At 72.3% G+C, this 24414-nt stretch carries 17 protein-coding genes; all 17 read left to right on the forward strand.

The genetic code is table 11. The features are described 5' to 3' along the window. Nucleotides 1–9 precede the first annotated feature (9 nt). The 17 genes from ACZ4VL_RS31000 (at nucleotide 10) to ACZ4VL_RS31080 (ending at nucleotide 24273) form a co-directional block, all read left to right on the forward strand. Nucleotides 10–2631: a valine--tRNA ligase gene (locus tag ACZ4VL_RS31000; protein ID WP_468206517.1), complete on the forward strand. Its 2622-nt coding sequence runs from the start codon at nucleotides 10–12 to the stop codon at nucleotides 2629–2631. Between the two features lie 233 nt (nucleotides 2632–2864). Then, nucleotides 2865–4013 (forward strand): sensor histidine kinase, encoded by a 1149-nt coding sequence (locus ACZ4VL_RS31005; protein ID WP_468206519.1) that lies wholly within the window; start codon nucleotides 2865–2867, stop codon nucleotides 4011–4013. 156 nt (nucleotides 4014–4169) lie between these two features. After that, nucleotides 4170–5642 carry a bifunctional tetrahydrofolate synthase/dihydrofolate synthase gene (gene folC / locus ACZ4VL_RS31010; RefSeq protein WP_468206551.1) on the forward strand — a complete coding sequence of 491 codons (1473 nt, stop codon included), beginning with the start codon at nucleotides 4170–4172 and terminating at the stop codon, nucleotides 5640–5642. Nucleotides 5643–5645: 3 nt separating this feature from the next. Then, nucleotides 5646–5990 carry a DUF4233 domain-containing protein gene (locus ACZ4VL_RS31015; protein ID WP_468206520.1) on the forward strand — a complete coding sequence of 115 codons (345 nt, stop codon included), beginning with the start codon at nucleotides 5646–5648 and terminating at the stop codon, nucleotides 5988–5990. 217 nt (nucleotides 5991–6207) lie between these two features. Then, complete coding sequence (gene ndk, locus ACZ4VL_RS31020; protein ID WP_468206522.1) at nucleotides 6208–6618, forward strand: nucleoside-diphosphate kinase; 411 nt, start codon at nucleotides 6208–6210, stop codon at nucleotides 6616–6618. A gap of 322 nt (nucleotides 6619–6940) precedes the next feature. Further along, a complete protein-coding gene (locus ACZ4VL_RS31025; RefSeq protein WP_360622546.1) occupies nucleotides 6941–7960 on the forward strand; it encodes a rod shape-determining protein in 1020 nt (339 codons plus the stop codon). A gap of 174 nt (nucleotides 7961–8134) precedes the next feature. Further along, nucleotides 8135–9085, forward strand: a complete 951-nt coding sequence (mreC, locus tag ACZ4VL_RS31030; RefSeq protein ID WP_468206525.1) for a rod shape-determining protein MreC — start codon at nucleotides 8135–8137, stop codon at nucleotides 9083–9085. Between the two features lie 12 nt (nucleotides 9086–9097). Continuing rightward, complete coding sequence (gene mreD, locus ACZ4VL_RS31035; protein ID WP_404237796.1) at nucleotides 9098–9802, forward strand: rod shape-determining protein MreD; 705 nt, start codon at nucleotides 9098–9100, stop codon at nucleotides 9800–9802. Nucleotides 9803–9815: 13 nt separating this feature from the next. Then, complete coding sequence (gene mrdA, locus ACZ4VL_RS31040; protein ID WP_468206526.1) at nucleotides 9816–11996, forward strand: penicillin-binding protein 2; 2181 nt, start codon at nucleotides 9816–9818, stop codon at nucleotides 11994–11996. 14 nt (nucleotides 11997–12010) lie between these two features. Further along, nucleotides 12011–13210, forward strand: a complete 1200-nt coding sequence (gene rodA / locus ACZ4VL_RS31045) for a rod shape-determining protein RodA (protein WP_468206529.1) — start codon at nucleotides 12011–12013, stop codon at nucleotides 13208–13210. A gap of 92 nt (nucleotides 13211–13302) precedes the next feature. Further along, entirely contained in the window at nucleotides 13303–14907 is a 1605-nt protein-coding gene (locus ACZ4VL_RS31050; protein WP_468206532.1) for a CYTH and CHAD domain-containing protein, read from the forward strand. 79 nt (nucleotides 14908–14986) lie between these two features. Next, entirely contained in the window at nucleotides 14987–16948 is a 1962-nt protein-coding gene (locus ACZ4VL_RS31055) for a TIGR03960 family B12-binding radical SAM protein (RefSeq protein ID WP_468206535.1), read from the forward strand. Nucleotides 16949–17180: 232 nt separating this feature from the next. Next, entirely contained in the window at nucleotides 17181–17399 is a 219-nt protein-coding gene (locus ACZ4VL_RS31060) for a type II toxin-antitoxin system VapB family antitoxin (RefSeq protein ID WP_468206537.1), read from the forward strand. Next, complete coding sequence (locus ACZ4VL_RS31065) at nucleotides 17396–17818, forward strand: PIN domain-containing protein (RefSeq protein WP_468206540.1); 423 nt, start codon at nucleotides 17396–17398, stop codon at nucleotides 17816–17818. The genes ACZ4VL_RS31060 and ACZ4VL_RS31065 overlap by 4 nt, the downstream gene beginning before the upstream one ends. 53 nt (nucleotides 17819–17871) lie before the next feature. After that, nucleotides 17872–18834 carry a hypothetical protein gene (locus tag ACZ4VL_RS31070; RefSeq protein ID WP_468206543.1) on the forward strand — a complete coding sequence of 321 codons (963 nt, stop codon included), beginning with the start codon at nucleotides 17872–17874 and terminating at the stop codon, nucleotides 18832–18834. A 228-nt stretch (nucleotides 18835–19062) separates the two neighbouring features. Continuing rightward, complete coding sequence (locus ACZ4VL_RS31075; RefSeq protein WP_468206546.1) at nucleotides 19063–19845, forward strand: TIGR03936 family radical SAM-associated protein; 783 nt, start codon at nucleotides 19063–19065, stop codon at nucleotides 19843–19845. Between the two features lie 234 nt (nucleotides 19846–20079). Further along, complete coding sequence (locus tag ACZ4VL_RS31080) at nucleotides 20080–24273, forward strand: Rne/Rng family ribonuclease (protein ID WP_468206548.1); 4194 nt, start codon at nucleotides 20080–20082, stop codon at nucleotides 24271–24273. Nucleotides 24274–24414 lie beyond the last annotated feature (141 nt).

Consider the following 24414-nt stretch of genomic DNA (forward strand, 5'->3'; position numbering starts at 1 on the left):
ACTGTGCCCGTGACCGATAACACGCAGACACCCAGCACCCCCAACTCCGAACTGCCGACCCAGTACGCGCCGGCCGAGGTAGAGGGGAAGCTCTACGAGCGCTGGGTAGAGCGTGGGTACTTCACCGCCGACGCCGCGAGCGAGAAGCCCGCGTACACCATCGTCATCCCGCCGCCGAACGTCACCGGCTCCCTCCACCTGGGCCACGCCTTCCAGCACACGCTGATGGACGCCCTGACCCGCCGCAAGCGCATGCAGGGCTACGAGTCCCTGTGGCTGCCCGGCATGGACCACGCCGGCATCGCCACCCAGAACAAGGTCGAGCAGCAGCTCGCCGAGGAGGGCAAGTCCCGCCACGACCTGGGCCGCGAGGAGTTCGTCGAGCGCGTCTGGCAGTGGAAGGAGGAGTACGGCGGCAAGATCCTCGGCCAGATGCGGCGCCTCGGTGACGGCGTCGACTGGTCGCGCGAGCGGTTCACCATGGACGAGGGCCTGTCCAAGGCCGTCCAGACCATCTTCAAGAAGCTCTACGACGACGAGCTGATCTACCGCGCCGAGCGCATCATCAACTGGTGCCCGCGCTGCCTGACCGCCATCTCCGACATCGAGGTGGAGTACCAGGAGGACGCCGGCGAGCTGGTCTCCATCAAGTACGGCGAGGGCGAGGACACCCTCGTCGTCGCCACCACCCGCGCCGAGACGATGCTCGGTGACACGGCCATCGCCGTCCACCCGGACGACGAGCGCTACAAGCACCTGATCGGCAAGCTCATCAAGCTGCCGCTCACCGACCGTTCGATCCCGGTCGTCGCGGACACGCACGTTGACCCCGAGTTCGGTACCGGCTGCGTCAAGGTGACGCCCGCCCACGACCCGAACGACTTCGCCATCGGCCAGCGCCACGACCTGCCCTCCATGACGATCATGGACGAGCACGGTGTGATCACCGTCCACGGCCCCTTCCTCGGCCTGGACCGCTTCGAGGCCCGCTCCGCGGTCGTCGGCGCCCTGCGCTCCCAGGGCCGGATCGTCGCCGAGAAGCGCCCGTACATGCACTCCGTCGGCCACTGCTCGCGCTGCAAGACCACCGTCGAGCCGCGCCTGTCCATGCAGTGGTGGGTCAAGGTCGGCCCGCTGGCCAAGGCCGCCGGCGACGCCGTCCGCGACGGCCGCGTCGCGATCCACCCGGCCGACATGTCGAAGCGCTACTTCGACTGGGTCGACAACATGAACGACTGGTGCATCTCGCGCCAGCTGTGGTGGGGCCACCGGATCCCGATCTGGTACGGCCCGAACGGCGAGATCGTCTGCGTCGGCCCCGACGAGCAGCCGCCGACGGGCGAGGGCTGGCACCAGGACACAGACGTCCTCGACACCTGGTTCTCCTCCGGCCTGTGGCCGTTCTCCACGCTCGGCTGGCCGGAGAAGACCCCGGACCTGGCGAAGTTCTACTCCACCGACGTCCTGCTCACCGGCCACGACATCATCTTCTTCTGGGTCGCCCGGATGATGATGTTCGGCCTGTACGCGATGGACGGCGAGGTCCCGTTCAAGACCATCGCCCTGACCGGCCTCGTCCGAGACGAGCGCGGCAAGAAGATGTCGAAGTCCTTCGGCAACGTCGTCGACCCGCTGGACTGGATGGACAAGTACGGCTCCGACGCCGTCCGCTTCACCCTGGCCAAGGGCGCCAACCCCGGCACCGACGTCCCGATCGGCGAGGACTGGGTCCAGGCCTCCCGCAACTTCGCCAACAAGATCTGGAACGCCACGCGCTTCGCGCTGATGAACGGCGCCACGGTCGAGGGCGAGCTGCCGCCCGTCGAGCAGCTGTCCGCCACCGACCGGTGGATCCTGTCCCGCCTGAACAAGACGGTCGCGCAGGTCGACGCGTACTACGAGGACTTCCAGTTCGCCAAGCTCAGCGAGGCGCTCTACCACTTCGCGTGGGACGAGGTCTTCGACTGGTACGTCGAGCTGTCGAAGACCACGTTCTTCGCGGGCGGCGAGGGCGCCAAGGCCTCCGGCCGGGTCCTCGGCGAAGTGCTGGACGTCCTGATGCGCCTGCTGCACCCGGTCGTCCCGTTCGTCACCGAGACCCTGTGGACCACCCTCACCGGCCGCGAGTCCATCGTGGTCGCCGAGTGGCCGGCCGACAGCGGCTTCCGCGACGAGGCCGCCGAGGCCGAGATCGAGAACCTCCAGCAGGTCGTCACCGAGGTCCGCCGGTTCCGCGCCGACCAGGGCCTGCAGCCGGGCCAGAAGGTCCCGGCCCGGCTCGACCTGGCCGGTACGGAGCTGGCCGCGCACGAAGCGGCCATCCGCCAGTTGCTGCGCCTCCAGCCGGAGGGCGAGGGCTTCAGCGCCACCGCCACCCTGCCGGTCGCCGGGGCCACGGTCGCGCTCGACCTGTCGGGCACCATCGACGTCGCAGCCGAGCGCAAGCGGCTGACGAAGGACCTCGGCGCCGCCGAGAAGGAGAAGCAGCAGGCGGAGGCCAAGCTCGGCAACGAGGCCTTCCTGGCCAAGGCGCCGGACAACGTGGTCGACAAGATCAAGGGCCGCCTGGCCAAGGCCGAGGCCGACATCGCCCGCATCCAGGCCCAGCTGGCGGCCCTGCCCGCCGCCTAGCAGCCGCAGGCGGCAGGCCGCGCCACCGCCGTACGAAGGCCCCCGCACCGACCGCCGGTGTGGGGGCCTTCGCCTTCGCCTCGGCCTGCACTCTCGCCTTCGCCTCGGCCTGCACTCTCGCCTTCGCCTTCGCCTTCGCCGCCCGCCCCCGCCGCCACCGACGTGCCGATTCTCACTTTTTTGTCCGGGTTGACCGGTTAGATCCCCGGTGGTGACCACGGATGATGGAAGGCATGCGCGTCCAGCCCGTCGTCTCGGCGTACCAGTGGGCCGTGGCCACCGGCCGCCGGCTCGCCGAGGGCTGGTCCGGGACGCAGCGGGCGTCCGACGTGCTCACCGCGCTCGGCTGCCTCGCCCTGATGGCCCTGGACCTGCCGGGCCTCGCCGCCGCGGACAACTCGCTGACCGGCCCCATGGCCGCCGTCGTCCTCACCGCAGGGGCCGCCACCCTCGTCGTGCGCCGCCGGGCGCCCTGGATCCCGTACCTCACCGCGCTGCTGTTCATCGGCTGGCTGCACGAGCTGACGCTGATCCAGTTCGCCCTCTACTCCGTCGGCCGGTACCGCGGGCGGCGGGCCGCCGTCCTCGCCACGCTCGGCTACGTGGCCTTCGCGCTGGCGGTGTTCAGCGTGCCGGGCTGGCCCGAGCCGCAGGCCCGGACCCTGAGCTCCTTCCTGAGCCTCGTCGTGCCGATCGGCGTGCTGGCCTCGGCCGTCGGCATCGCCGCCTACCGCCACGACCTGGTCCGCGAGCTCGAAGCCCGGGAGGCCGAATCCGCCGTCCTCCAGGCGGTCCAGCAGGAGCGCACCTCCGTCGCCCGCGACGTCCACGACTTCGTCGGACGGGAGCTGACCCTGCTGACCGTGCGCTCCGAGGTGCTGTCGGTGCGGGCCCGCGAGACCGCGCACGCGAAGGACTTCGAGGAGCTCGCCGACACGGCCCGCCGGGCCCACCTCGTCCTCAACGAGATCATCGTCCAGCGCGGCGAACCCGATGCCACCCCGGGCGTGGACGGGCTGCCGGCCCTCGCGGAGCAGTCCGGCCGCGCCGGCTCACCCGTACGGCTCAGCCTGGACCCGCAGGTCCACGGCCTGTCGCCGCTGCGGCAGGCCGCCGTCTACCGGGTGGTGCAGGAATGCCTGACCAACGCCGCCAAGCACGCCGGCGGCCAGACCGTGGACGTCCGGATCGAGGCGGACGGCGACCGGCTGAGGATCTCGGTCGGCAACGCCCTGCCCACCCGCGGCCCGGCCCGCGCCCCCGTCTCGGCGGGTTCCGGGACGGCGAGCATGGCCGAGCGCGTGCACAGCCTCGGCGGCACCCTGACCGCCACCCGGACCGGGGACGCGTACCTGGTGGTCGCGACCCTGCCCCGGGGCTAGCCCGTCCGGGCCCGCGCGCACGGGCCGGAGCCGAGGCGCGGAACCGGCCGGAGCCGAGGGCCGCGCGGCCCTTCCGGCCCCCGTCCGTAGACTGGCCCTGTGAGTGAGCAGCAGCCCGAGAGCCACGGCCCCGACGACCGCGACGACACCCTCGACATGTTCGACCAGATCGTGGCGGAGGAGTCCGACCGCGACCCCGACCTGGCGGTGATCGAGGCCGGCAGCCGCACCCTGCGCGCCCAGGCCGGACCGCCCCAGGGCGACCCGGTCCCCGCGGAGCCCCTCGACCCCGAGGTGGCGCAGGCGCTGCGGGAGGTGGAGCAGGAGCTGTCCACCCGCTGGGGCGAGACCAAGCTGGAGCCCTCCGTCAGCCGCATCGCCGCGCTGATGGACGTCCTGGGCGAGCCGCAGCGCGCGTACCCCTCCATCCACGTCACCGGCACCAACGGCAAGACCAGCACCGCCCGCATGATCGAGGCCCTGCTGAACGCCTTCGATCTGCGCACCGGCCGGTACACCAGCCCGCACGTGCAGTCGGTCACCGAGCGCATAAGCCTGGACGGGGCGCCGATCACCGCCGAGCGGTTCGTCGACACGTACCGGGACATCAAGCCGTACGTGGAGATGGTCGACGCCTCCCAGGACTACCGGCTGTCCTTCTTCGAGGTCCTCACCGGCATGGCGTACGCGGCCTTCGCGGACGCGCCCGTGGACGTGGCCGTCGTCGAGGTCGGCATGGGCGGCAGCTGGGACGCGACCAACGTGATCGACGCCGCGGTCGCGGTGGTCACCCCGATCAGCCTGGACCACACCGACCGGCTCGGCTCCACCCCCGCCGAGATCGCCCAGGAGAAGGGCGGCATCATCAAACAGGACGCCACCGTGATCCTGGCGCAGCAGCCGGTGGACGCGGCGCAGGTGCTGCTGAAGAAGGCCGTCGAGGTGGACGCGACCGTGGCCCGCGAGGGCATGGAGTTCGGCGTCGTCTCGCGCGAGGTGGCCGTTGGCGGGCAGATGCTGACGCTGCGCGGCGTGGGCGGCGAGTACGAGGGGATCTTCCTGCCGCTGTACGGGGCCCACATGGCCCACAACGCGGCCGTGGCGCTGGCCGCGGTGGAGGCGTTCTTCGGGGTCGGCGCGCAGCAGGCCCGCGAGCTGGACGTGGACACGGTCCGCCGGGCGTTCGCCTCGGTGACCTCGCCGGGCCGGATGGAGGTCGTGCGCCGCAGCCCCACGGTGATCCTGGACGCGGCGCACAACCCGGCGGGCGCGCTGGTCACGGCGGAGGCGGTGACCGAGGCGTTCGGCTTCAGCCGGCTGGTCGGCGTCGTCGGCGTGAGCGACGACAAGGACGTGCGGGGGGTCCTGGAGGCCTTCGAGCCGATCTTCGCCGAGGTCGTGATCACGCAGAACACCAGCCACCGGGCCATGTCCGCGGACGAGCTGGCCGCCATCGCGGTCGAGGTCTTCGGCGCGGAGCGGGTGCAGGTGGAGCCGAGGCTGGACGACGCCCTGGAGGCGGCGATCACCCTGGCGGAGGAAGAGGCCGAGTACGGAGGGGCCGGGGTCCTCGTGACCGGCTCCGTGATCACGGTGGGCGAGGCCCGCCTGCTGCTGAAGAGGGGCTGACGGATGCGCACGCTGTGTGCCTCGACGCTGATCGGCGAGGTCTTCGTCATCGGTTTCGCGGGCCTGGTGGCCATGAAGAACCCGGACCTGACCCAGGCCACGGTCTGGACGGTCTGCGGGATCGCCATGCTGCTGTCCGTGCTGCTGTGCGGGATGCTGTCCCGGCCGGGCGCGGTGCAGATCGGCTGGGCCCTGCAGATCGGCCTGATCGCGAGCGGGCTCGTGGTGCCGATGATGTTCTTCCTCGGGGCCGTGTTCGCGGGCCTGTGGTGGTGCTCGGTGCACTACGGCCGCAAGATCGACGCCGCCAAGGCCCGCTGGGCGGCGCAGAGCGAGGCCCAGGCCTGAGGCTGCGCCCGTCCAGCCTCGGTGGTTTCCTGGTTCCGACCGGCGGACGGACTCCCCGCCCCGTGCGGGGGTGACCCCGGCTTGCCCTTGTGCCCGCCTTACCGGGTTGCGTGCTCCCCGCCCACTGCGGGGGTGGAGGCGGTCCAGCTGTCGGCCGGTCCGGGTGCGGCCTGTAGCCTCTTCAGACCGCACCCGTATGCCGCAAGGAGTCAGACCCATGTCCCAGCGCACGCTCGTCATCCTCAAGCCCGACGCGGTCCGTCGCGGGCTGGTCGGCGAGATCATCGGCCGTGTCGAGCGGAAGGCCGGCTGGACCATCCCGGCGATGGAGCTGCGTACCCTGGAGCGCGAGACGCTGGAGGCGCACTACGCGGAGCACGTCGGGCGCCCCTTCTACGAGCCGCTCATGGGCTTCATGGCGAGCGGCCCGGTCGTCGTCCTCGTCGTCGAGGGCGAGCGCGTCATCGAGGGCGTCCGCCAGCTGGCCGGCCCGACCGACCCGATCGCCGCCGCGCCCGGCTCCATCCGGGGCGACTTCGGCACCGTCACCCGCGAGAACCTGATCCACGCCTCGGACTCCGAGGAGTCCGCGGAGCGCGAGCTGAAGCTGTTCTTCCCCGCCCTCTGACGGGTCTCCCCGACGGGTCGCCCCAACGGGCGCGTCCTGACGCAACATCAGCCGAATAGCGCTCATGACCTGGGGCGACCGAAGTAATTTCGGTCGCCCTTCGGTATTGCCGAGCGCGTGCGGGAACGCATGTGCAGGACACGACGTCACCACTAAGGGGGCGGGTATCCGTTCCGGCGGGATCGCCGGAGTCCCGTCGCGCGATGTCCGTACCCTCGGCACTACGATGGGGCCTCCACCCACCCACCCACCTCGCCGACCTGACAGCAGCCGCTATCAACTGGAAGGCCAGACGCTCCTCATGGGGAACAAGGGGAACAACATGTCGTTCATCGGCCGTGACATGGCGATCGACCTCGGGACCGCCAACACGCTGGTGTACGTGAGGGGCCGGGGGATCGTCCTGAACGAGCCGTCCGTGGTCGCCATCAACACGAACACCGGTGGCATTCTGGCGGTCGGCTCCGAGGCGAAGAAGATGATCGGGCGCACGCCCGGCAACATCGTCGCCGTCAGGCCCCTCAAGGACGGCGTCATCGCCGACTTCGAGATCACCGAGCGCATGCTCCGGTACTTCATCCTCAAGATCCACAAGCGCCGCTACCTGGCCCGTCCGCGCGTCGTGGTCTGCGTCCCCTCCGGTATCACCGGGGTGGAGCGCCGCGCCGTCATCGAGGCGTCCACCCAGGCCGGTGCCCGTCAGGTGCACATCATCGAGGAGCCCATGGCCGCGGCCATCGGCTCGGGCCTCCCCGTGCACGAGGCCACCGGCAACATGGTCGTGGACATCGGCGGCGGCACCACCGAGGTGGCGGTCATCTCCCTCGGCGGAATCGTCACGGCGCAGTCCATCCGGGTGGCCGGCGACGAGCTCGACAACGCGATCATCCAGCACATCAAGAAGGAGTACAGCCTCCTCCTCGGTGAGCGGACCGCCGAGCAGATCAAGATCACCATCGGGTCGGCCTACGACCTCGACCAGGACGAGCACACCGAGATCCGGGGCCGCGACCTCGTCTCGGGCCTGCCCAAGACGGTGGTCATCTCCGCGGCCGAGGTCCGCAAGGCCATCGAGGAGCCGGTCAACGCCATCGTGGACGCGGTGAAGACCACCCTCGACAAGTGCCCGCCGGAGCTCTCCGGCGACATCATGGACCGCGGCATCGTCCTGACCGGCGGCGGCGCCCTGCTGCGCGGCCTCGACGAGCGGCTGCGCCGGGAGACCGGCATGCCGATCCACATCGCCGAGGACCCGCTGGACTCCGTCGCCCTGGGCTCCGGCAAGTGCGTGGAGGAGTTCGAGGCGCTCCAGCAGGTCCTGGACGCCCAGCCCCGGCGTTGACCTGCTCCCCCGGCCGCCCGGGGGACAAGCGGAACACAAGGATCCGCCGTATGGGTGCTGCCGCGCCCGTGCGGCGGATCGTTGATATACAGGCAACAGTCCGGTGCAAGCCCCGGCTCCACCGGAGCCGTTCAGCCGCACGGCTATCTACAGAGGAAGGCACGGCCGCCGCACGTGAGGGACACACGAGAAAGCCGGCTGCTCCTGGTGCTCCTGATCGCCATCGCGTTCGCACTGATCACGGTGGACATCAGGGCAGGAGAGGAGTCTCCGGTCGACGGCGCGCGCCAGGCCGCCGCGGCGGTCTTCGGACCGGTCGAGAAGGGCGTCGCAACGGCCGTCGATCCGGTCGCCAACGCCATAGGGGCGGTACGCGACTCCGGCGAACGGCACAGCCGCATCGCGGTGCTGGAGCGCGAGAACGCCGCGCTGAAGGCCAAGCTCGGCAGCGAGGACCAGACCCACAGCCGGATCCGCGAGCTCGACGAGATGCTCAAGCGGGCCGGCGCCGGACAGTACGGCATCAAGGGTGCCGAGGTCATCGCCATAGGAGCGGCCCAGGGCTTCTCCTGGACCGTCACCATCGACGCCGGCAGCAAGGACGGCATCGAGCGCGACATGACCGTCATCAACGGCGACGGCCTCGTCGGCCGGGTCGCCACCGTCGGCCCCGACACCGCCACCGTCGTGCTCGCCAACGACCCCGACTTCACCGTCGGCACCCGGCTGGAGAAGACCGGAGAGCTCGGCTTCGCCACCGGACAGGGCGACCGCGCCCTGTCCGTCCAGATGCTCAACGGCAAGGCCAAGATCGGCCCCGGCGACCGGCTCGTCACCTTCGGTTCCCGCGGCAACAAGCCCTTCGTACCGGGCGTTCCCCTGGGCGAGGTCGTCAAGGTCGACCCCGCGCGCGGCGACCTGACCCGCACCGTCTGGGTCCGCCCGTTCGTCGGGTTCTCCCGCCTGGACATCGTCGGCGTCGTCGTCGTACCGCCGCGCGAGGACCCGCGCGACACCGTCCTGCCGCCCAAGCCCCAGGCCACGCCCACGCCCACGGTCACCGTCACGGTGACCCCGTCCCCGTCCGCTTCCGCCGGCGGAGCCGCCGGTTCGGCCGACGAGTAGGAGCAGACCGCCATGCGCTTCAACCGGATCCTGCTCGCCTCCACCCTCATCCTGGTCGCCCTCGTCGTCCAGGTCAGTGTGCTCGGCCGGCTCCAACTGCCCGGCGCCGTGCCCGACCTGGTGCTGCTGACCGTCGTCGCACTCGCCCTCGTCTACGGGCACGTCGGCGGCGCCCTCATCGGCTTCGCCGCGGGCCTCCTCGCCGACCTGGCCCCGCCCGCCGACCACGCCGCCGGGCGGTACGCGCTCGTCCTGTGCGTCATCGGGTACGCCGCCGGCCTCGTCCGCCCCGACTCCGGGCGGTTCCGCTCCGCCTGGGGCCCGCTGCTCACCGTCGTCGCCGCCGCGATCGGCTCCACCCTGCTGTACGCCGGCGTGGGCGCCCTCGTCGGGGACACCGCCGCCCGCCATGTGGGCCTGACGGGACTGCTGTTCACCGCCACCCTCTACGACCTGCTGCTCGCGCCGTTCGCCGTGCCGTTCGTGATGGCCCTCGCCCGGCGCGCCGAGAACGACCCGATGGCCGTGGAGGCCGGCGGCGGCCAGGCCGCCGCCACCGACGTCTCCTCCGGCTGGCTGGCCGGCGGAACCGGTCTGCGCATCGGCAGCCAGCGCGGCGGCCTGCGCCTGATGACGGCCCGCAACCGGGCCAACCGCGCCGGCCGGATAAGGGGGGTGAAGGGCGTCAAGAGCGTGAAGAGCGTCAAGAAGCTGTGAAGGGGCAGGGCCCGTGACCAACACCCCCGCGACCGGCCGCATCCCCCGGGTGCAGATCCGGCTCGTCATCATCCAGGTCCTCGTCTTCTCCATGCTCTGCACGCTCGGCGGGCGCCTGTGGTACCTCCAGATCCGCAACGGCGGGGAGTACTACGACGAGGCGAAGAACAACCACGTCCAGCGGGTGGTCCAGCCCGCCGTCCGCGGCCCCATCCTCGACGCCCGCGGCGTCGCCCTCGCCGACAACGAGACCCGGCTCGTGGTGTCCGCCAGCCGCACCGCGCTGATGAAGATGAAGGACAAGGGCAAGGGCGTCCTGACCCGACTCTCCGCCGTCCTGGACATGTCCCCCCAGGAGGTCGTGGAGAAGGTCCGCATCTGCGACTCCCAGACCCCCAAGCCCTGCTGGAACGGCTCGCCCTACCAGCCCATCCCGGTCACCTCCGAGGCCACCACCCAGCAGGCCCTGCAGATCCGCGAGCGTCCCGAGGAGTTCCCCGGCATCACCGCCGAGCCGACCGCCGTTCGCCGCTACCCGGCGCCCGGCGGGGCCCGCACCGCGCAGGCGCTCGGCTACCTCTCGCCGGTCACCGACGAGGAGATCCAGAAGGCGAAGGACACCGACTCGCCCCACCTGCGCTCCGACCAGGTCGGCCGCTCCGGGATCGAGCGCACGTACGACAAGCAGCTGCGCGGCAAGGCCACCGTCACCTCCTACGAGGTCGACAACCTCGGCCGGGTCATGGGCCAGACCAGGTCCGACGCCGGCATCCCCGGAGCCACCCTCGTCACCAGCATCGACGCCCGGGTCCAGGCCGTCGCCGAGTACGAGCTCCAGCAGGCGATGAAGACCGTCCGCAACGAGACCGACAAGATCACCGGACGCAAGTACGAGGCCGACTCCGGCGCCGTCGTCGTCATGGAGGCCAGGACCGGCCGGGTCGTCGCGATGGCCTCCCAGCCCGACTACGACCCCAACGCCTGGGTCGGCGGCATCTCCGGCAAGGACTACGCCCGGCTCACCAGCAAGGACTCCAACTACCCGCTGCTGAACCGGGCCATCCAGGGCCAGGCCCCGGCCGGCTCCATCTTCAAGGTGGTCTCGGCGAGCGCGGCCGTCCGCGCCGGCTACCCCTTCGACAGCAAGTACAACTGCAGCAGCTCCTACAGCCTCGGCGGGCGGAGCTTCGCGAACTTCGAGTCCAAGGGCCACGGCCCGATCACCCTCGGCGAGGCCCTCAAGTTCTCCTGCAACACCGTCTTCTACGCCCTCGGCCACAAGGAATGGCAGCGCGACGGCGGCCTCAAGCCCAAGAAGGACGCCCACGACTGGTTCTACCGGACCGCCCGCGAGTTCGGACTCGGCTCCGAGACCGGCGTCGACCTGCCGAACGAGGTCACCGGCCGCATCCCGGACCGCCAGTGGAAGAAGAACTTCTGGAAGGCCAACAAGGACGCCTGGTGCAAGCAGGGCAAGAAGGGCGGCACCTACGTCGAGCAGATCGCCTACGAGAGCTGCCTCGAAGGCAACCAGCTGAAGGCCTTCGACAGCATCAACTTCGCCATCGGCCAGGGCGACGTCCTCGTCACCCCCATCCAGATGGCCACCGCCTACGCCGCCATCAGCAACGGCGGCACCCTCTTCGACCCCACCATCGGCAAGGCCGTGATCAGCCCCGACGGCAAGCGGGTCGACGTCATCAGGCCCACCCCGCACGGCCGGCTGCCGGTCGACGCCAAGACCCTCCACGACCTCGACAAGGGCCTGCGCATGGTCGTCGAGCCCGGCGGCACCGCCGCCTGGCGGTTCACCGGCTGGCCGCAGGACAAGATCCCTATGCGCGCCAAGACCGGCACCGCCCAGGTCTACGGCAAGCAGACCACCTCGTGGCTGGCGACGTACACCGACGACTTCGTGATCGTGATGACGATCTCCCAGGCCGGGACCGGCTCCGGTGCCTCCGGCCCCGCCGTGCGCAACATCTACAACGCCATGTACGGATACGACATGGCCGGCGACTTCGACGCCACCAGGGCCCTGCTGCCCCGGCCGGAGTCCGCACTGCCCCGCATCCAGCCCGACGGCTCCATCGCAGCACCCGAGATCAAGCCGTACGTGCCCCCGTCCCCGGAGGACCCCGAGACGCCCGCGCTCGCCGGTCCCCCCGCCCAGCCCCCGTCGTGGCACGACTGAGCCGAAGAGCGACCATGCAGACCGCCAACAAGTTCTCCGTACCCCGCTACGCGCCCGAGCGCGGCGCGATGGCCAAGCTGACCTCGCGCGACTCCGTGCTGCGCCGGCTCGACTGGCCCATCATCCTCTCCGCCCTCGCCCTGTCCTGCCTGGGCAGCCTGCTGGTGTGGTCCGCGACCCGGAACCGCACCCAGCTCAACCAGGGCGACCCGTACTACTTCCTGGTCCGCCACGCCATGAACACCGGCATCGGACTGGTGCTGATGATCGGCACGATCTGGCTCGGCCACCGCACCCTGCGCGGCGCCGTGCCGATCCTGTACGGGATCTCGCTCGTGCTGATCATCGCCGTGCTCACCCCGCTCGGCGCCACCATCAACGGCGCCCACGCGTGGATCGTGATCGGCGGCGGCTTCTCGCTCCAGCCCTCAGAGTTCGTGAAGATCACGATCATCCTGGTCATGGCGATGCTGCTGGCCGCGCGGGTCGACGCGGGCGACGTCGCCCACCCCGACCACCGCACCGTGGTCAAGGCCCTGTGCCTGGCCGCCGCCCCGATGGGCATCATCATGCTGATGCCCGACCTGGGCTCCGTCATGGTCATGGTCGTCATCGTGCTCGGCGTGCTCCTCGCCTCCGGCGCCTCCAACCGCTGGGTGCTCGGCCTGCTCGGCTCGGGCGTGGCCGGCGCCGTCCTGATCTGGCAGCTCGGCATCCTCGACGAGTACCAGATCAACCGCTTCGCGGCCTTCGCCAACCCCGACCTCGACCCCGCCGGCGTCGGCTACAACACCAACCAGGCCCGCATCGCGATCGGCTCCGGAGGCCTGACCGGCTCCGGGCTGTTCAAGGGCTCGCAGACGACCGGACAGTTCGTGCCCGAGCAGCAGACCGACTTCGTCTTCACGGTGGCCGGGGAGGAGCTGGGCTTCGTCGGCGGGGGACTGCTCCTCGTCCTGCTCGGCGTGATCCTGTGGCGGGCCTGCGTGATCGCCCGGGAGACCACCGAGCTGTACGGCACGATCGTCTGCGCCGGGATCATCGCGTGGTTCGCCTTCCAGGCCTTCGAGAACATCGGGATGAACCTCGGGATCATGCCGGTGGCGGGCCTGCCGCTGCCCTTCGTGTCCTACGGAGGGTCGTCGATGTTCGCCGTGTGGGTGGCCATCGGGCTGTTGCAGTCCATCAAGGTGCAGCGGCCGATGTCGGCCTAGCGGGGTCGTTCTTCGGACGATTCGGCAGCCGATCGGGCGTCCCGGAGTCGTTCACCCTCCCGCCGTGATCCGTTCAGGATTAAGTTCGAAGCATGGCGGATACGAAGCGGGAGATCGAGCGCAAATTCGAGTTCGAGACGGGCAAGGCGGCCCGGCGCGGCGTGCCCGACCTGACGGGCACGGCCGGGATCGCCGTCGTCGCCGACCAGGGCACGGTCGACCTCGACGCCGTCTACTACGACACCTCTGACCAGCGGCTCGCCGCCGACGGGCTCACCCTGCGGCGCCGGACCGGCGGCTCCGACGCCGGCTGGCACCTCAAACTGCCCGTCTCGCCCGGCGTCCGCGACGAGGTCGCCGCCCCGCTCAGCGACACCGTCCCGCGCTCGCTGGCCGCCCTCGTCCGCTCCCGCGTCCGCGACGGTGGCCTGCGGCCGCAGGTCCGGCTGCTCTCCTCCCGCCGGGTGAGCCACCTCCTCGACGCCGACGGCGCCCTGCTCGCCGAGCTCTCCACCGACAGCGTCCGCGCCGAGGCCGGGCCCGCCGGGCCGGGCGACGCGGGCGAGGCGGTGGCGGCGGGCGAGCCGGCCGAGGCGGTGGAAGCCGCCGCCGGGGCCGCCGGGACCGTCGCCACCTGGACCGAGGTCGAGGTGGAACTCGCCGACGGCGTCGACCCCGCCCTCCTCGACGCCGTCGAGAAGAAGTTCCGCAAGGCCGGGATCCGCGTCAGCGACGCCCCCTCCAAGCTCGCCCGGGCCCTCGCCGAGACCGGCACCGAGCCCGCCCCCCGCCCCGAGCCCGGCCCCGCCGAGGGCACCGCGGGCGCGTACGTCCTCGCGTACCTGCGCGAGCAGCGCGACGCCCTCGTCGCCCAGGACCCCGCCGTACGCCGCAACCTGCCCGACTCCGTCCACCAGATGCGGGTCGCCTCCCGCCGGATGCGCAGCGCCTTCAAGACCTACCGCAAGGTCCTCGACCGCGAGGTCACCGACGCCCTCGGCGACCAGCTGCGCCTCCTCGGCCAGGAACTCGGCGTCGACCGCGACCAGGAGGTCCTGCACGAGCGCTTCCAGGACGGCGTCGAAGCCCTCCCGCGCGCCCTGCGCCACGGCCCCGTCCGCGGCCGCCTGCGCACCTGGAACAACGGCCGCCGCGCCGCCTCCCGCCGCCGCGCCCTCGCCTTCCTCGACTCCCCGGTCCACCTGGCCCTGCTCGACTCCCTCGACGCCCTGCTCGCCGAGCCCCCGCTGCTGCCCGGCGCGGCCAAGCCCGCCGAGAAGGCCCTGCCCAAGGCCGTGCTGCGCGACTACGAGCGGCTCGCAGGCCGGATCGAACGCGCCCTCGCCATGGAGCCCGGCGAACCCCGCGACCACGCCCTGCACGACGCCCGCAAGGCCGCCAAGCGCGCCCGGTACGCAGCCGAGGCCGCCGCACCCGCGCTCGGCAAGCCGGCCGACCGCCAGGCCAAGGCCATGAAGTCCGTCCAGACCCTGCTCGGCGACCACCAGGACAGCGTCGTCGCCCGCGAGGCGCTGCGCGCCCTCGCCGAACAGGCGACCGCGGCCGGTGAATCCGCATTCAGCTGGGGCGTGCTGTACGGCCGCGAGGAGGCCCTGGCCGCGTCACACGAACGGGAGCTTCCGGAAATCTGGGACGAGGCCTCCGACCCGGCCCTGCGGGAGGCCCTCGCACCCTAGGCAAGATCACGACGTCCGGGGTCGAGGGCGGCTCGGGTTACGCTTGAGAGTCGCCCCCTGCCCGCTTCACGAAAGTCGCGTGATGTCCGAGTCGGTCTTCCCACAGCTCGAAGCTCTGCTCCCGCATGTGCAGAAGCCCATCCAGTACGTCGGCGGTGAGCTGAACTCCACCGTCAAGCCGTGGGACTCCTGTGACGTCCGCTGGGCGCTCATGTACCCGGACGCGTACGAGGTCGGGCTGCCCAACCAAGGCGTCATGATCCTCTACGAGGTGCTGAACGAGCGCGAGGGCGTCCTGGCCGAGCGCACGTACAGCGTGTGGCCCGACCTCGAAGAGCTCATGCGCGAGCACCAGGTGCCGCAGTTCACCGTCGACAGCCACCGCCCGGTCGGTGCCTTCGACGTGTTCGGCCTGTCCTTCTCCACGGAGCTGGGCTACACCAACATGCTCACGGCGCTGGACCTCGCGGGCATCCCGCTCGAGGCCCGCAACCGCACCGAGGACCACCCGATCGTCCTCGCGGGCGGCCACGCGGCCTTCAACCCCGAGCCGATCGCGGAGTTCATCGACTGCGCCGTCATCGGCGACGGCGAGCAGGCCGTCCTCGACATCACCGACATCATCCGCGCCTGGAAGGCCGAGGGCCGCCCCGGCGGCCGCGAGGAGCTGCTGCTGCGCCTCGCCAAGACCGGCGGCGTCTACGTGCCGGGCTTCTACGACGTCGAGTACCTGCCGGACGGCCGCATCGGCCGCGTCGTGCCGAACCGGTCCGGCGTGCCGTGGCGGGTCTCCAAGCACACCGTCATGGACCTCGACGAGTGGCCGTACCCCAAGCAGCCGCTCGTCCCGCTCGCCGAGACCGTCCACGAGCGGATGTCCGTCGAGATCTTCCGCGGCTGCACCCGCGGTTGCCGTTTCTGCCAGGCCGGCATGATCACGCGCCCCGTGCGGGAGCGAAGCATCACCGGCATCGGCGAGATGGTCGACCGCGGCCTGAAGGCGACGGGCTTCGAGGAGGTGGGCCTGCTCTCCCTCTCCTCCGCGGACCACACGGAGATCGCCGACATCGCCAAGGGCCTCGCGGACCGCTACACGGACGCCAAGGTGGGCCTGTCCCTCCCGTCGACCCGCGTCGACGCCTTCAACGTGGACCTGGCCAACGAGCTCACCCGCAACGGGCGCCGCTCCGGCCTGACCTTCGCCCCCGAGGGCGGCTCCGAGCGCATGCGCAAGGTCATCAACAAGATGGTCTCGGAAGAGGACCTGATCCGCACCGTCGCCACCGCCTACGGCAACGGCTGGCGCCAGGTGAAGCTGTACTTCATGTGCGGCCTGCCGACCGAGACCGACGAGGACGTCCTCCAGATCGGCGACATGGCCGTCAACGTCATCGCCAAGGGCCGCGAGGTCTCCGGCCAGAACGACATCCGCTGCACGGTGTCGATCGGCGGCTTCGTGCCCAAGCCGCACACCCCGTTCCAGTGGGCGCCGCAGCTCTCGGCCGAGGAGACCGACGCCCGCCTGGCCAAGCTCCGCGACAAGATCCGCGGCGACAAGAAGTACGGCCGCTCCATCGGCTTCCGCTACCACGACGGCAAGCCGGGCATCGTCGAGGGCCTCCTCTCCCGCGGCGACCGCCGCATCGGCGACGTCATCCGCGCCGTGTACGAGGACGGCGGCCGCTTCGACGGCTGGCGCGAGCACTTCAGCTACGACCGCTGGATGCAGTCCGCCGACAAGGCCCTCGCCCCGTACGGCGTGGACGTCGACTGGTACACGACGCGCGAGCGCACGTACGAGGAGGTCCTGCCCTGGGACCACCTGGACTCCGGCCTGGACAAGGACTGGCTCTGGGAGGACTGGCAGGACGCCCTCGACGAGACCGAGGTCGACGACTGCCGCTGGACGCCGTGCTTCGACTGCGGCGTCTGCCCCCAGATGGACACGCACATCCAGATCGGCCCCACCGGCAAGAAGCTGCTGCCGCTGTCGGTGGTCAACGCTGCGCCCGCCCCGAAGGCCGCGCACGCACACGGGTGACGTGAGCGGGATCGCCCGCAGGTGATCCCGTACGAGCAGGCCCCGGCATCCGCCGGGGCCTGCTGCGTTCCCGCGGCCCTGCCGGCGTGCGGTGCCGGAATACGTCCACCGATCCGGCAGGTGGGCGAATGTACTTCTGGTTTCGGCAGAAATATTTCTGCATGTGGCGTCGGTGGATATCCTGAGGAGAGTGGCAGGTGAATCCTCCTGCCGTGGTGCCGGGAGGCGGCTCATGGCCAAGACCGTGATCGACATCAACGAAGAGGCGCTCGCGCTCGCCGCAGAAGCGCTCGGAACCACGACGAAGAAGGACACGGTCAACGCCGCCCTGGAGGAGATAGGAGCCCGCGTCCTCCGCGAACGTGCCCTTGCCGCCCTCGTCAAGCTCGATGAAGAAGGCGCCTTCGACAAGGGGCGCGAGGCCGGCTTCAAGGGAGAAGTACGCCGGTGAACGAGGGCGCCTTTCTGATCGAGACCTCTGCCGCGCACAGGATCACGCTGCCGGGCCCCTTTGCGGTGTGGCGCCCGGCGCTCGCTGCCGGCCGCATCGGCATGTGCGCGGTGACCGAGGCCGAGGCGCTCTATTCGGCGCGCTCCTCCGCCCAGTACTCCGCGATGCGGCAGGCGTTCGCAGACCTGTACGTGTGGCACGAGATCCCCGAGGACGTGTGGGCCAGGGTCCTTGAGGCCCAGGGCGTCCTGGCCGAAGCCGGGTGCCTACGTTCGGCGGGCGTGGTGGACCTCGTCGTGGCCGTGACCGCCGTCCGGCACCGGCTCACGGTGCTGCACTACGACCGGGACTTCGAGACGCTCGCCAAGCACATCGACCTGCGCACCCGCTGGCTCGCCGAGCCCGGCTCCATCGACTGAACCCGCAAGGCCCCCGCCGCAACGGCTCGGGGCCTTTGTGTGTCCTTAAGGGCATGGAACTCGACGAACAGCGCGCCGGCCAGGGCGAAGGCTGCCTCACCGGGGTGCTCCGGGTCCCCGTCAAGATCGTGGCGGTGCTGGTCGTGCTGCCCGTACGGGTGGTCTGGGACCTGCTCGCCGCGTTCGGCCGGGCCGCGCACCGACACGTCCTCGGGCCGTTGTGGACCCGTGTCCTCGAACCGCTGCTCCGCGGGATCGGATGGGTACTGGCCGTCCTGTTCAAGCTGGTCTTCGTCTGGCCCTGGGTGGGGTTGTGGCGGTACGTGCTCCGGCCCGCCGGGCAGGGAGCGGCGTGGCTGGCCCGGGGCGCGTACGCGCACCTGCTCGTGCCGGTCGGGCGCGGCCTGGGGTGGCTGGCCTCGGCGGTCTACCAGTGGCTGCTGCGGCCGGTGGGTCAGGGTGCGGCCTGGCTGGTCACCGCCGTGCACCGGTACGGCCTCGTGCCGCTCGGGCTCGGCGTCGCGTGGGTGGCCCGGGCCGCGTACCAGTGGGTGTTCGTGCCGGTGGGGCGGGCTGTGGTGTGGTCCGTCGCGGCGGTGTGGCGGTGGGTGTTCGTGCCCGTCGGGCGGGTTGCGGTGTGGGTCGTCGTCGCGGTGTGGCGATGGGGGGCCGTGCCGGTGGGGCGGGCCCTGGCGTGGACCGCCGCGGCCGTGTGGCGGTGGGTGTTCGTGCCCGTGGGCAGCGCCTTCGTCCGGCTGGCGCGCGGGGTGTACGCGTACCTGCTCACACCGGTCGGGAGGCTGTTGCTCTGGGCCTGGCACGTGGCCGGGCGGATCGTGAAGGCCCTGGGGCGGGGGATCGCCCTGGTGTGGCGGGCCCTGATCGTGTGGCCCTGCGCGCAGGCCTACCGGCACGTCCTCACCCCCGTCGGGCACGTCCTGCGGGACGCCTGGCGCACGGTCCGGGCCACCGTGCGGCAGGTCCGCGCCGAGGTGCGGCGGGCCCTCCTGGGGTGACCGGCCCCGGGAACCACGGAGGTCACGGGCGCGTACTCTGGGTAGTACGACAGCCTGGGCCGCATGCCGCCCCCGAGCGCTCCCTGCACACCCGGCAGGGACGAGCCGGAGGGCGCGGCACCGCCCACAGGCCCCCCGAACCTCAGGGCGGCGCGCGAGCCGCGCCGCCCCGCACAAGGAGAAGAACCACTGGGCAAGCGACAGCCCGAAGGCCCGCCCCCCGCACCGGTGGCACAGCGCATCCGACTGCGCTACACCAAGCGCGGCCGCCTCCGGTTCACCAGCCACCGGGACTTCCAGCGCGCGTTCGAGCGCGCCCTGCGCCGCGCCGAGGTGCCCATGGCGTACTCGGCCGGCTTCACGCCCCACCCCCGCGTCTCGTACGCGAACGCCGCGCCGACCGGCACCGGCAGCGAGGCCGAGTACCTGGAGATCGCGCTCACCGCTCACCGCGACCCGGTGAAGCTCCGTGAGCTGCTCGACGAGTCGATGCCCGTCGGCCTCGACATCATCGACGCGGTCGAGGCCCGCACCGCCGGGCTGGCGGACCGGCTCACCGCCTCCGTGTGGGAGCTGCGCCTCGACGGCGTGGACAGCGCCGAGGCCGCCCGTGCGGTCGAGACCTACCTCGCCGCCGACACGGTCGAGGTCCAGCGCCGCACCAAGAACGGCATGCGCACCTTCGACACCCGCGGGGCCGTCGCGCACCTGGAGGTCCTTCCGGTCCCGGCTGATAGGACGCCGGACAATGCCTGTGCGATACTGCGGCTGGTTGTTCGGCATCTGACACCTGCCGTACGACCCGACGACGTCCTGTCCGGTCTCCGAGCTGTGGCCGACCTGGCGCCGCCGGTCCCCGCAGCGGTGACCAGGCTGGCGCAGGGGCTCTTCGACGAGGAGTCCGGCACGGTGACCGACCCGCTCGCGCCCGACCGCGAGGCTGACACGGCCGCTGCACCCACGGCCGCCGTGACCGCCGACGCGACGGCGCCGGAAGGTCCCGCCGCGTAGGGAACGCCGTCGCCGCGCCGCCCTGGCACTCGGGAGCCACCTGGGTCGGGCAGCGCACCCACCTGAAGACTTCCGCCAGGCCGTACGGACAAGGCGTACGGAACCGGCGGCCATGGACTACAGCTCCCGTGTGGCGAACGCGCCCCGGAGGCCGGCTCCGCGCTGATCGTGCGGAGCCGTGCCGGACCGGACGTCAGCCGCGGCGCCCGGGAGCGTGACGGGAGAACCGCCCGCATGCTCGACAACGAAAACAAGACCACCGCCGATGGCATCGACAACGGCAGCCCGAGCGACAACCTGCCCCCGCGCAGGCGTCGCCGCGCCGCGTCGCGGCCGGCCGGCCCGCCCGGCGCGACCGCCGTCGAAGCCGCCACCGAGGCTCCGGCCGAGACCGCCCCGGCCGCCGCCTCCGTCGCGGAAGCCCCGAGCGCCGCCCCCGCCCGATCGCGCCGCCGCGCGACGCGCGCCGTCTCCGCCCCCACCGCCGAGGTCCCGGCCGAGACCGCCGCCCCGGCCGTCGTGGAGGCCCCGGCCGCTCCGGTCGCTCCGGTAGCGGAGGAGGCCGCTGCTCCCGCGCCGCGTACCCGCCGCCGTGCCACCCGTGCCGCTGCCGCTCCGGTCGCCGAGGCCGCGGCCGCCCCGGTCGAGGCTCCGGTCGCCGAGGAGCAGGCTGCTCCGGCGCCGCGTACCCGCCGCCGTGCCACCCGTGCCGTGTCCCCTGCGGTCGCCGAGGCCCCGGCCGTCGTCGAGGCCGCCGCGGTCGAGGCTCCGGTCGCGGAGGAGCCGGCTGCTCCGGCGCCGCGCACCCGCCGCCGTGCGACCCGCGCCGCTGCCGCTCCGGTCGCCGAGGCCCCGGCCGTCGAGGCCGCTGCGGTGTCCGAGGACGCTGCGGTCGTGGAGGAGCCGGCTGCTCCGGCGCCGCGCACCCGTCGCCGTGCCACCCGTGCCGTGTCCGCCCCGGTCGCCGAGGCCGCCCCGGTCGAGGCCGCCGCGGTCGTCGAGGCTCCGGCCGCCGAGGCTGCCGAGACCCCCGTCGTAGAGGCAGCTGCGGTTGCGGAGGAGCCGGTTGCTCCGGCGCCGCGTACCCGCCGCCGTGCCACCCGTGCCGCTGCCGCGCCGGTCGTCGAGGCTCCGGCTGCCGAGACCGCGGTCGAGGAGGAGGCCCCCCAGGCCGAAGCTCCCAAGGCCGAGGCTCCCAAGGCCGCCGCCTTCACCGTCGCCGACGCCATCGACGCCCCGAGGCGCGGCCGCCGCCGCGCCACCCGCGCTGCCGCCCCGGCCGCGGCCGCCGAGCCGGAGGCCCCCGCCGAGGCCGAGGCGCCCGCCGCCCCGGCCCGCTCCCGCCGCGCCACGCGCCCCGCCGTGGCCGTGTTCCAGGCCCCGGTCTTCACCGAGCCGATGTTCCAGACCCCGGAGACCGCCGCGCTCGCCGCCGCGGCCGCCCGCGCCGAGGCCCTCGCCGAAGAGGAGGCCGAGGAGGAGGACGAGCTCGCCGCCGAGGCCGAGGCCGTCCAGGCCCCTGCCGAGCGTCCGTCCGGCCGTCGCCGTCGCCGCCGCCGCGGTGAGGCCGCCGAGTTCGACGAGGCCGCGCCGCAGGCGCCGGCCGCGGAGCCCGCCGAGGAGGAGCCGGAGGCCGAGGCCGCCGACTTCGACGAGGACGAGACCGACGAGTCCGGTGAGCGCCCCTCGCGCCGCCGCCGCCGTGGTGGCCGTCGCCGCCGCCGCGGTGAGGCCGCCGACCTCGACGAGACCGCCGAGGAAGAGGCCGAGGCCGCCGAGGCGGAGGAGGAAGAGGACGAGGACGAGTCGGAGGCCGACGAGGCCGGCGCCCTCGGCACCAGCTCCAGCCGCCGTCGCCGTCGCCGTCGCCGTCGTACCGGTGACGCGGTCGTCGAGGCCGAGGCCGCCGAAGAGGACGGCGTGCGCACCGTCGTCAAGGTCCGCGAGCCGCGCCCGGCCCGCGAGAAGGCCGAGTCCTCCGACGAGGTCCAGTCCATCAAGGGCTCGACCCGCCTGGAGGCGAAGAAGCAGCGCCGCCGCGAGGGCCGCGAGCAGGGCCGCCGCCGCGTGCCGATCATCACCGAGGCCGAGTTCCTGGCCCGTCGTGAGGCCGTCGAGCGCGTGATGGTGGTCCGCCAGTCCGGCGAGCGCACCCAGATCGGCGTCCTCGAGGACAACGTGCTCGTCGAGCACTACGTCAACAAGGAAGAGGCCACCTCGTACGTCGGCAACGTCTACCTGGGCAAGGTCCAGAACGTGCTGCCGTCGATGGAGGCCGCCTTCATCGACATCGGCAAGGGCCGCAACGCGGTCCTGTACGCCGGCGAGGTCAACTTCGAGGCGCTCGGCCTGGCCAACGGCCCGCGCCGCATCGAGTCCGCCCTGAAGTCCGGCCAGTCCGTGCTCGTCCAGGTCACCAAGGACCCGATCGGCCACAAGGGCGCCCGCCTGACCAGCCAGGTCTCGCTGCCCGGCCGCTACCTGGTCTACGTGCCCGAGGGCTCGATGACCGGCATCAGCCGCAAGCTGCCCGACACCGAGCGCGCGCGTCTGAAGAGCATCCTCAAGAAGATCGTCCCCGAGGACGCGGGCGTCATCGTGCGCACCGCCGCCGAGGGCGCGAGCGAGGACGAGCTGCGCCGCGACGTCGAGCGCCTGCAGGCGCAGTGGGAAGACATCCAGAAGAAGTCGAAGCAGATCACGACCTCGTCGCCGAGCCTGCTGTACGGCGAGCCGGACATGACCGTCCGCGTCGTGCGCGACATCTTCAACGAGGACTTCTCCAAGGTCATCGTCAGCGGTGACAGCGCCTGGGAGACCATCCACGGCTACGTCTCGCACGTCGCCCCGGACCTGGCCGACCGGCTGCAGCGCTGGACCTCCGAGGTGGACGTCTTCGCGACGTACCGGATCGACGAGCAGCTCGCCAAGGCGCTCGACCGCAAGGTGTGGCTGCCCTCCGGTGGCTCCCTCGTGATCGACAAGACCGAGGCGATGGTCGTCATCGACGTCAACACCGGCAAGTTCACCGGTCAGGGCGGCAACCTCGAAGAGACGGTCACCCGCAACAACCTGGAGGCGGCCGAGGAGATCGTGCGCCAGCTGCGGCTGCGCGACCTCGGTGGCATCGTCGTCGTCGACTTCATCGACATGGTCCTGGAGTCGAACCGCGACCTGGTCCTGCGGCGGATGCTGGAGTGCCTGGGCCGCGACCGTACAAAGCACCAGGTCGCCGAGGTGACCTCGCTGGGCCTGGTCCAGATGACCCGCAAGCGGGTCGGCCAGGGCCTGCTGGAGTCCTTCTCCGAGACCTGCGTCCACTGCAACGGGCGCGGTGTGATCGTGCACATGGACACGGCCACCACGGCCGGCAACGGCGGCAAGCGGGCCAAGCGCCGCGGCGGCCGCGGTCACGAGCACGAGCACGAGGTCGAGGTCGTCGAGGCCGCTACCGAGGTGGAGACCGAGGCCGAGGTGGCCGCCGAGCTGGCTGCGCCCGTGGCGCTGCCCGAGCCGGCGTTCGCCCCGGACGAGGAGCTCTACGGCAGCGCGGCCGAGGCGGAGGCCGCGGCATCCGGCATCAGCGGCCGTCGCAACCGCCGCCGCGCCACCCGCAAGGCGACCGCAGCGGCGGGCGCCCCGCGTGCCGCTGCCGCGGTGGAGGCCGTCCCGGTCGAGGCCCCGGCCCCGGTGCCGGTGGTCGAGGTCGAGGCCGAGCCGGTCACCGAGCCGGCCGACACGGTCCTGGAGCCGGCCGCCGAGGCCGTCGCCGAGGCCGTGGCCGCGGCGGAGACGGTCGAGGCCGCCCCCGCTCCGGTGGCCGAGGAGGCAGCGCCGAAGGGCCGTACGCGTCGCCGTGCCACCCGCAAGGCGACCGCCCCGGCCGTGGAGCCGCAGCCGGCCGCCGAGCCGGAGCCGGCCGTCGTGGCCGAGCCCGAGCCGGTCGCCCCGGTCGCCGAGGCCGCGTCGGTCGAGGCCCCCGAGGCGGAGGCCGTCGAGGTCGAGGCCCCGGTCGTTGCCGAGGCCCCGGTTGCCGAGGCTCCGGCGGCGGAGGCCGCACCGGCCCGTCCGCGGCGCCGTGCCACCCGCAAGGCCACCGCTCCGGCCGGTTCCCCGGCGGGCGCGGAGGCTGCGGTGCTGGTGGTCGAGGCGGCCCCGGCCGAGTCCGAGCCCGCGGCTGCGGCCGAGCCGTCCGCGGCGCCCGAGGCCGAGGCGGAAGCCCCGGCCGAGGAGGCCGCTCCGGCCAAGAAGACGGCCCGTAAGACGGCGGCCAAGAAGGCCCCGGCGAAGAAGGCCGCCGCGAAGAAGACGACGACGGCCAAGAAGACCGTCGCCAAGAAGACGACGGCGAAGAAGACGACGGCCAAGAAGGCGACGAAGAAGGCCGCCTCGGCGGAGCCCGCTCCGTCCGCCGACGTCGACGCCTGATCCGCGTCACCACCGGGACTGGCCCGGCCCCCCCCGCGGGGGGGGGGGGAGTCCCGTCCCCCCACGCGGCGAACGAGGAAGGAGGACGGGCCACCACCGGGGAGTTCCCCCCCCTGGACAGGCCCGGTCCGAAAACAGACC

The organism is Streptomyces sp. NPDC029014, assembly GCF_055564695.1.

What these genes read in the sequence shown, in the direction of transcription:
- mreD (WP_404237796.1), top strand. Translation starts at nt 9,098, where the DNA reads ATGCGCTTCAACCGGATCCTGCTCGCCTCCACCCTCATCCTGGTCGCC.
- ndk (WP_468206522.1), top strand. Translation starts at nt 6,208, where the DNA reads ATGTCCCAGCGCACGCTCGTCATCCTCAAGCCCGACGCGGTCCGTCGC.
- ACZ4VL_RS31025 (WP_360622546.1), top strand. Translation starts at nt 6,941, where the DNA reads ATGTCGTTCATCGGCCGTGACATGGCGATCGACCTCGGGACCGCCAAC.
- folC (WP_468206551.1), top strand. Translation starts at nt 4,170, where the DNA reads ATGTTCGACCAGATCGTGGCGGAGGAGTCCGACCGCGACCCCGACCTG.
- ACZ4VL_RS31080 (WP_468206548.1), top strand. Translation starts at nt 20,080, where the DNA reads ATGCTCGACAACGAAAACAAGACCACCGCCGATGGCATCGACAACGGC.
- ACZ4VL_RS31050 (WP_468206532.1), top strand. Translation starts at nt 13,303, where the DNA reads ATGGCGGATACGAAGCGGGAGATCGAGCGCAAATTCGAGTTCGAGACG.
- ACZ4VL_RS31005 (WP_468206519.1), top strand. Translation starts at nt 2,865, where the DNA reads ATGCGCGTCCAGCCCGTCGTCTCGGCGTACCAGTGGGCCGTGGCCACC.
- ACZ4VL_RS31070 (WP_468206543.1), top strand. Translation starts at nt 17,872, where the DNA reads ATGGAACTCGACGAACAGCGCGCCGGCCAGGGCGAAGGCTGCCTCACC.
- ACZ4VL_RS31060 (WP_468206537.1), top strand. Translation starts at nt 17,181, where the DNA reads ATGGCCAAGACCGTGATCGACATCAACGAAGAGGCGCTCGCGCTCGCC.
- ACZ4VL_RS31015 (WP_468206520.1), top strand. Translation starts at nt 5,646, where the DNA reads ATGCGCACGCTGTGTGCCTCGACGCTGATCGGCGAGGTCTTCGTCATC.
- rodA (WP_468206529.1), top strand. Translation starts at nt 12,011, where the DNA reads ATGCAGACCGCCAACAAGTTCTCCGTACCCCGCTACGCGCCCGAGCGC.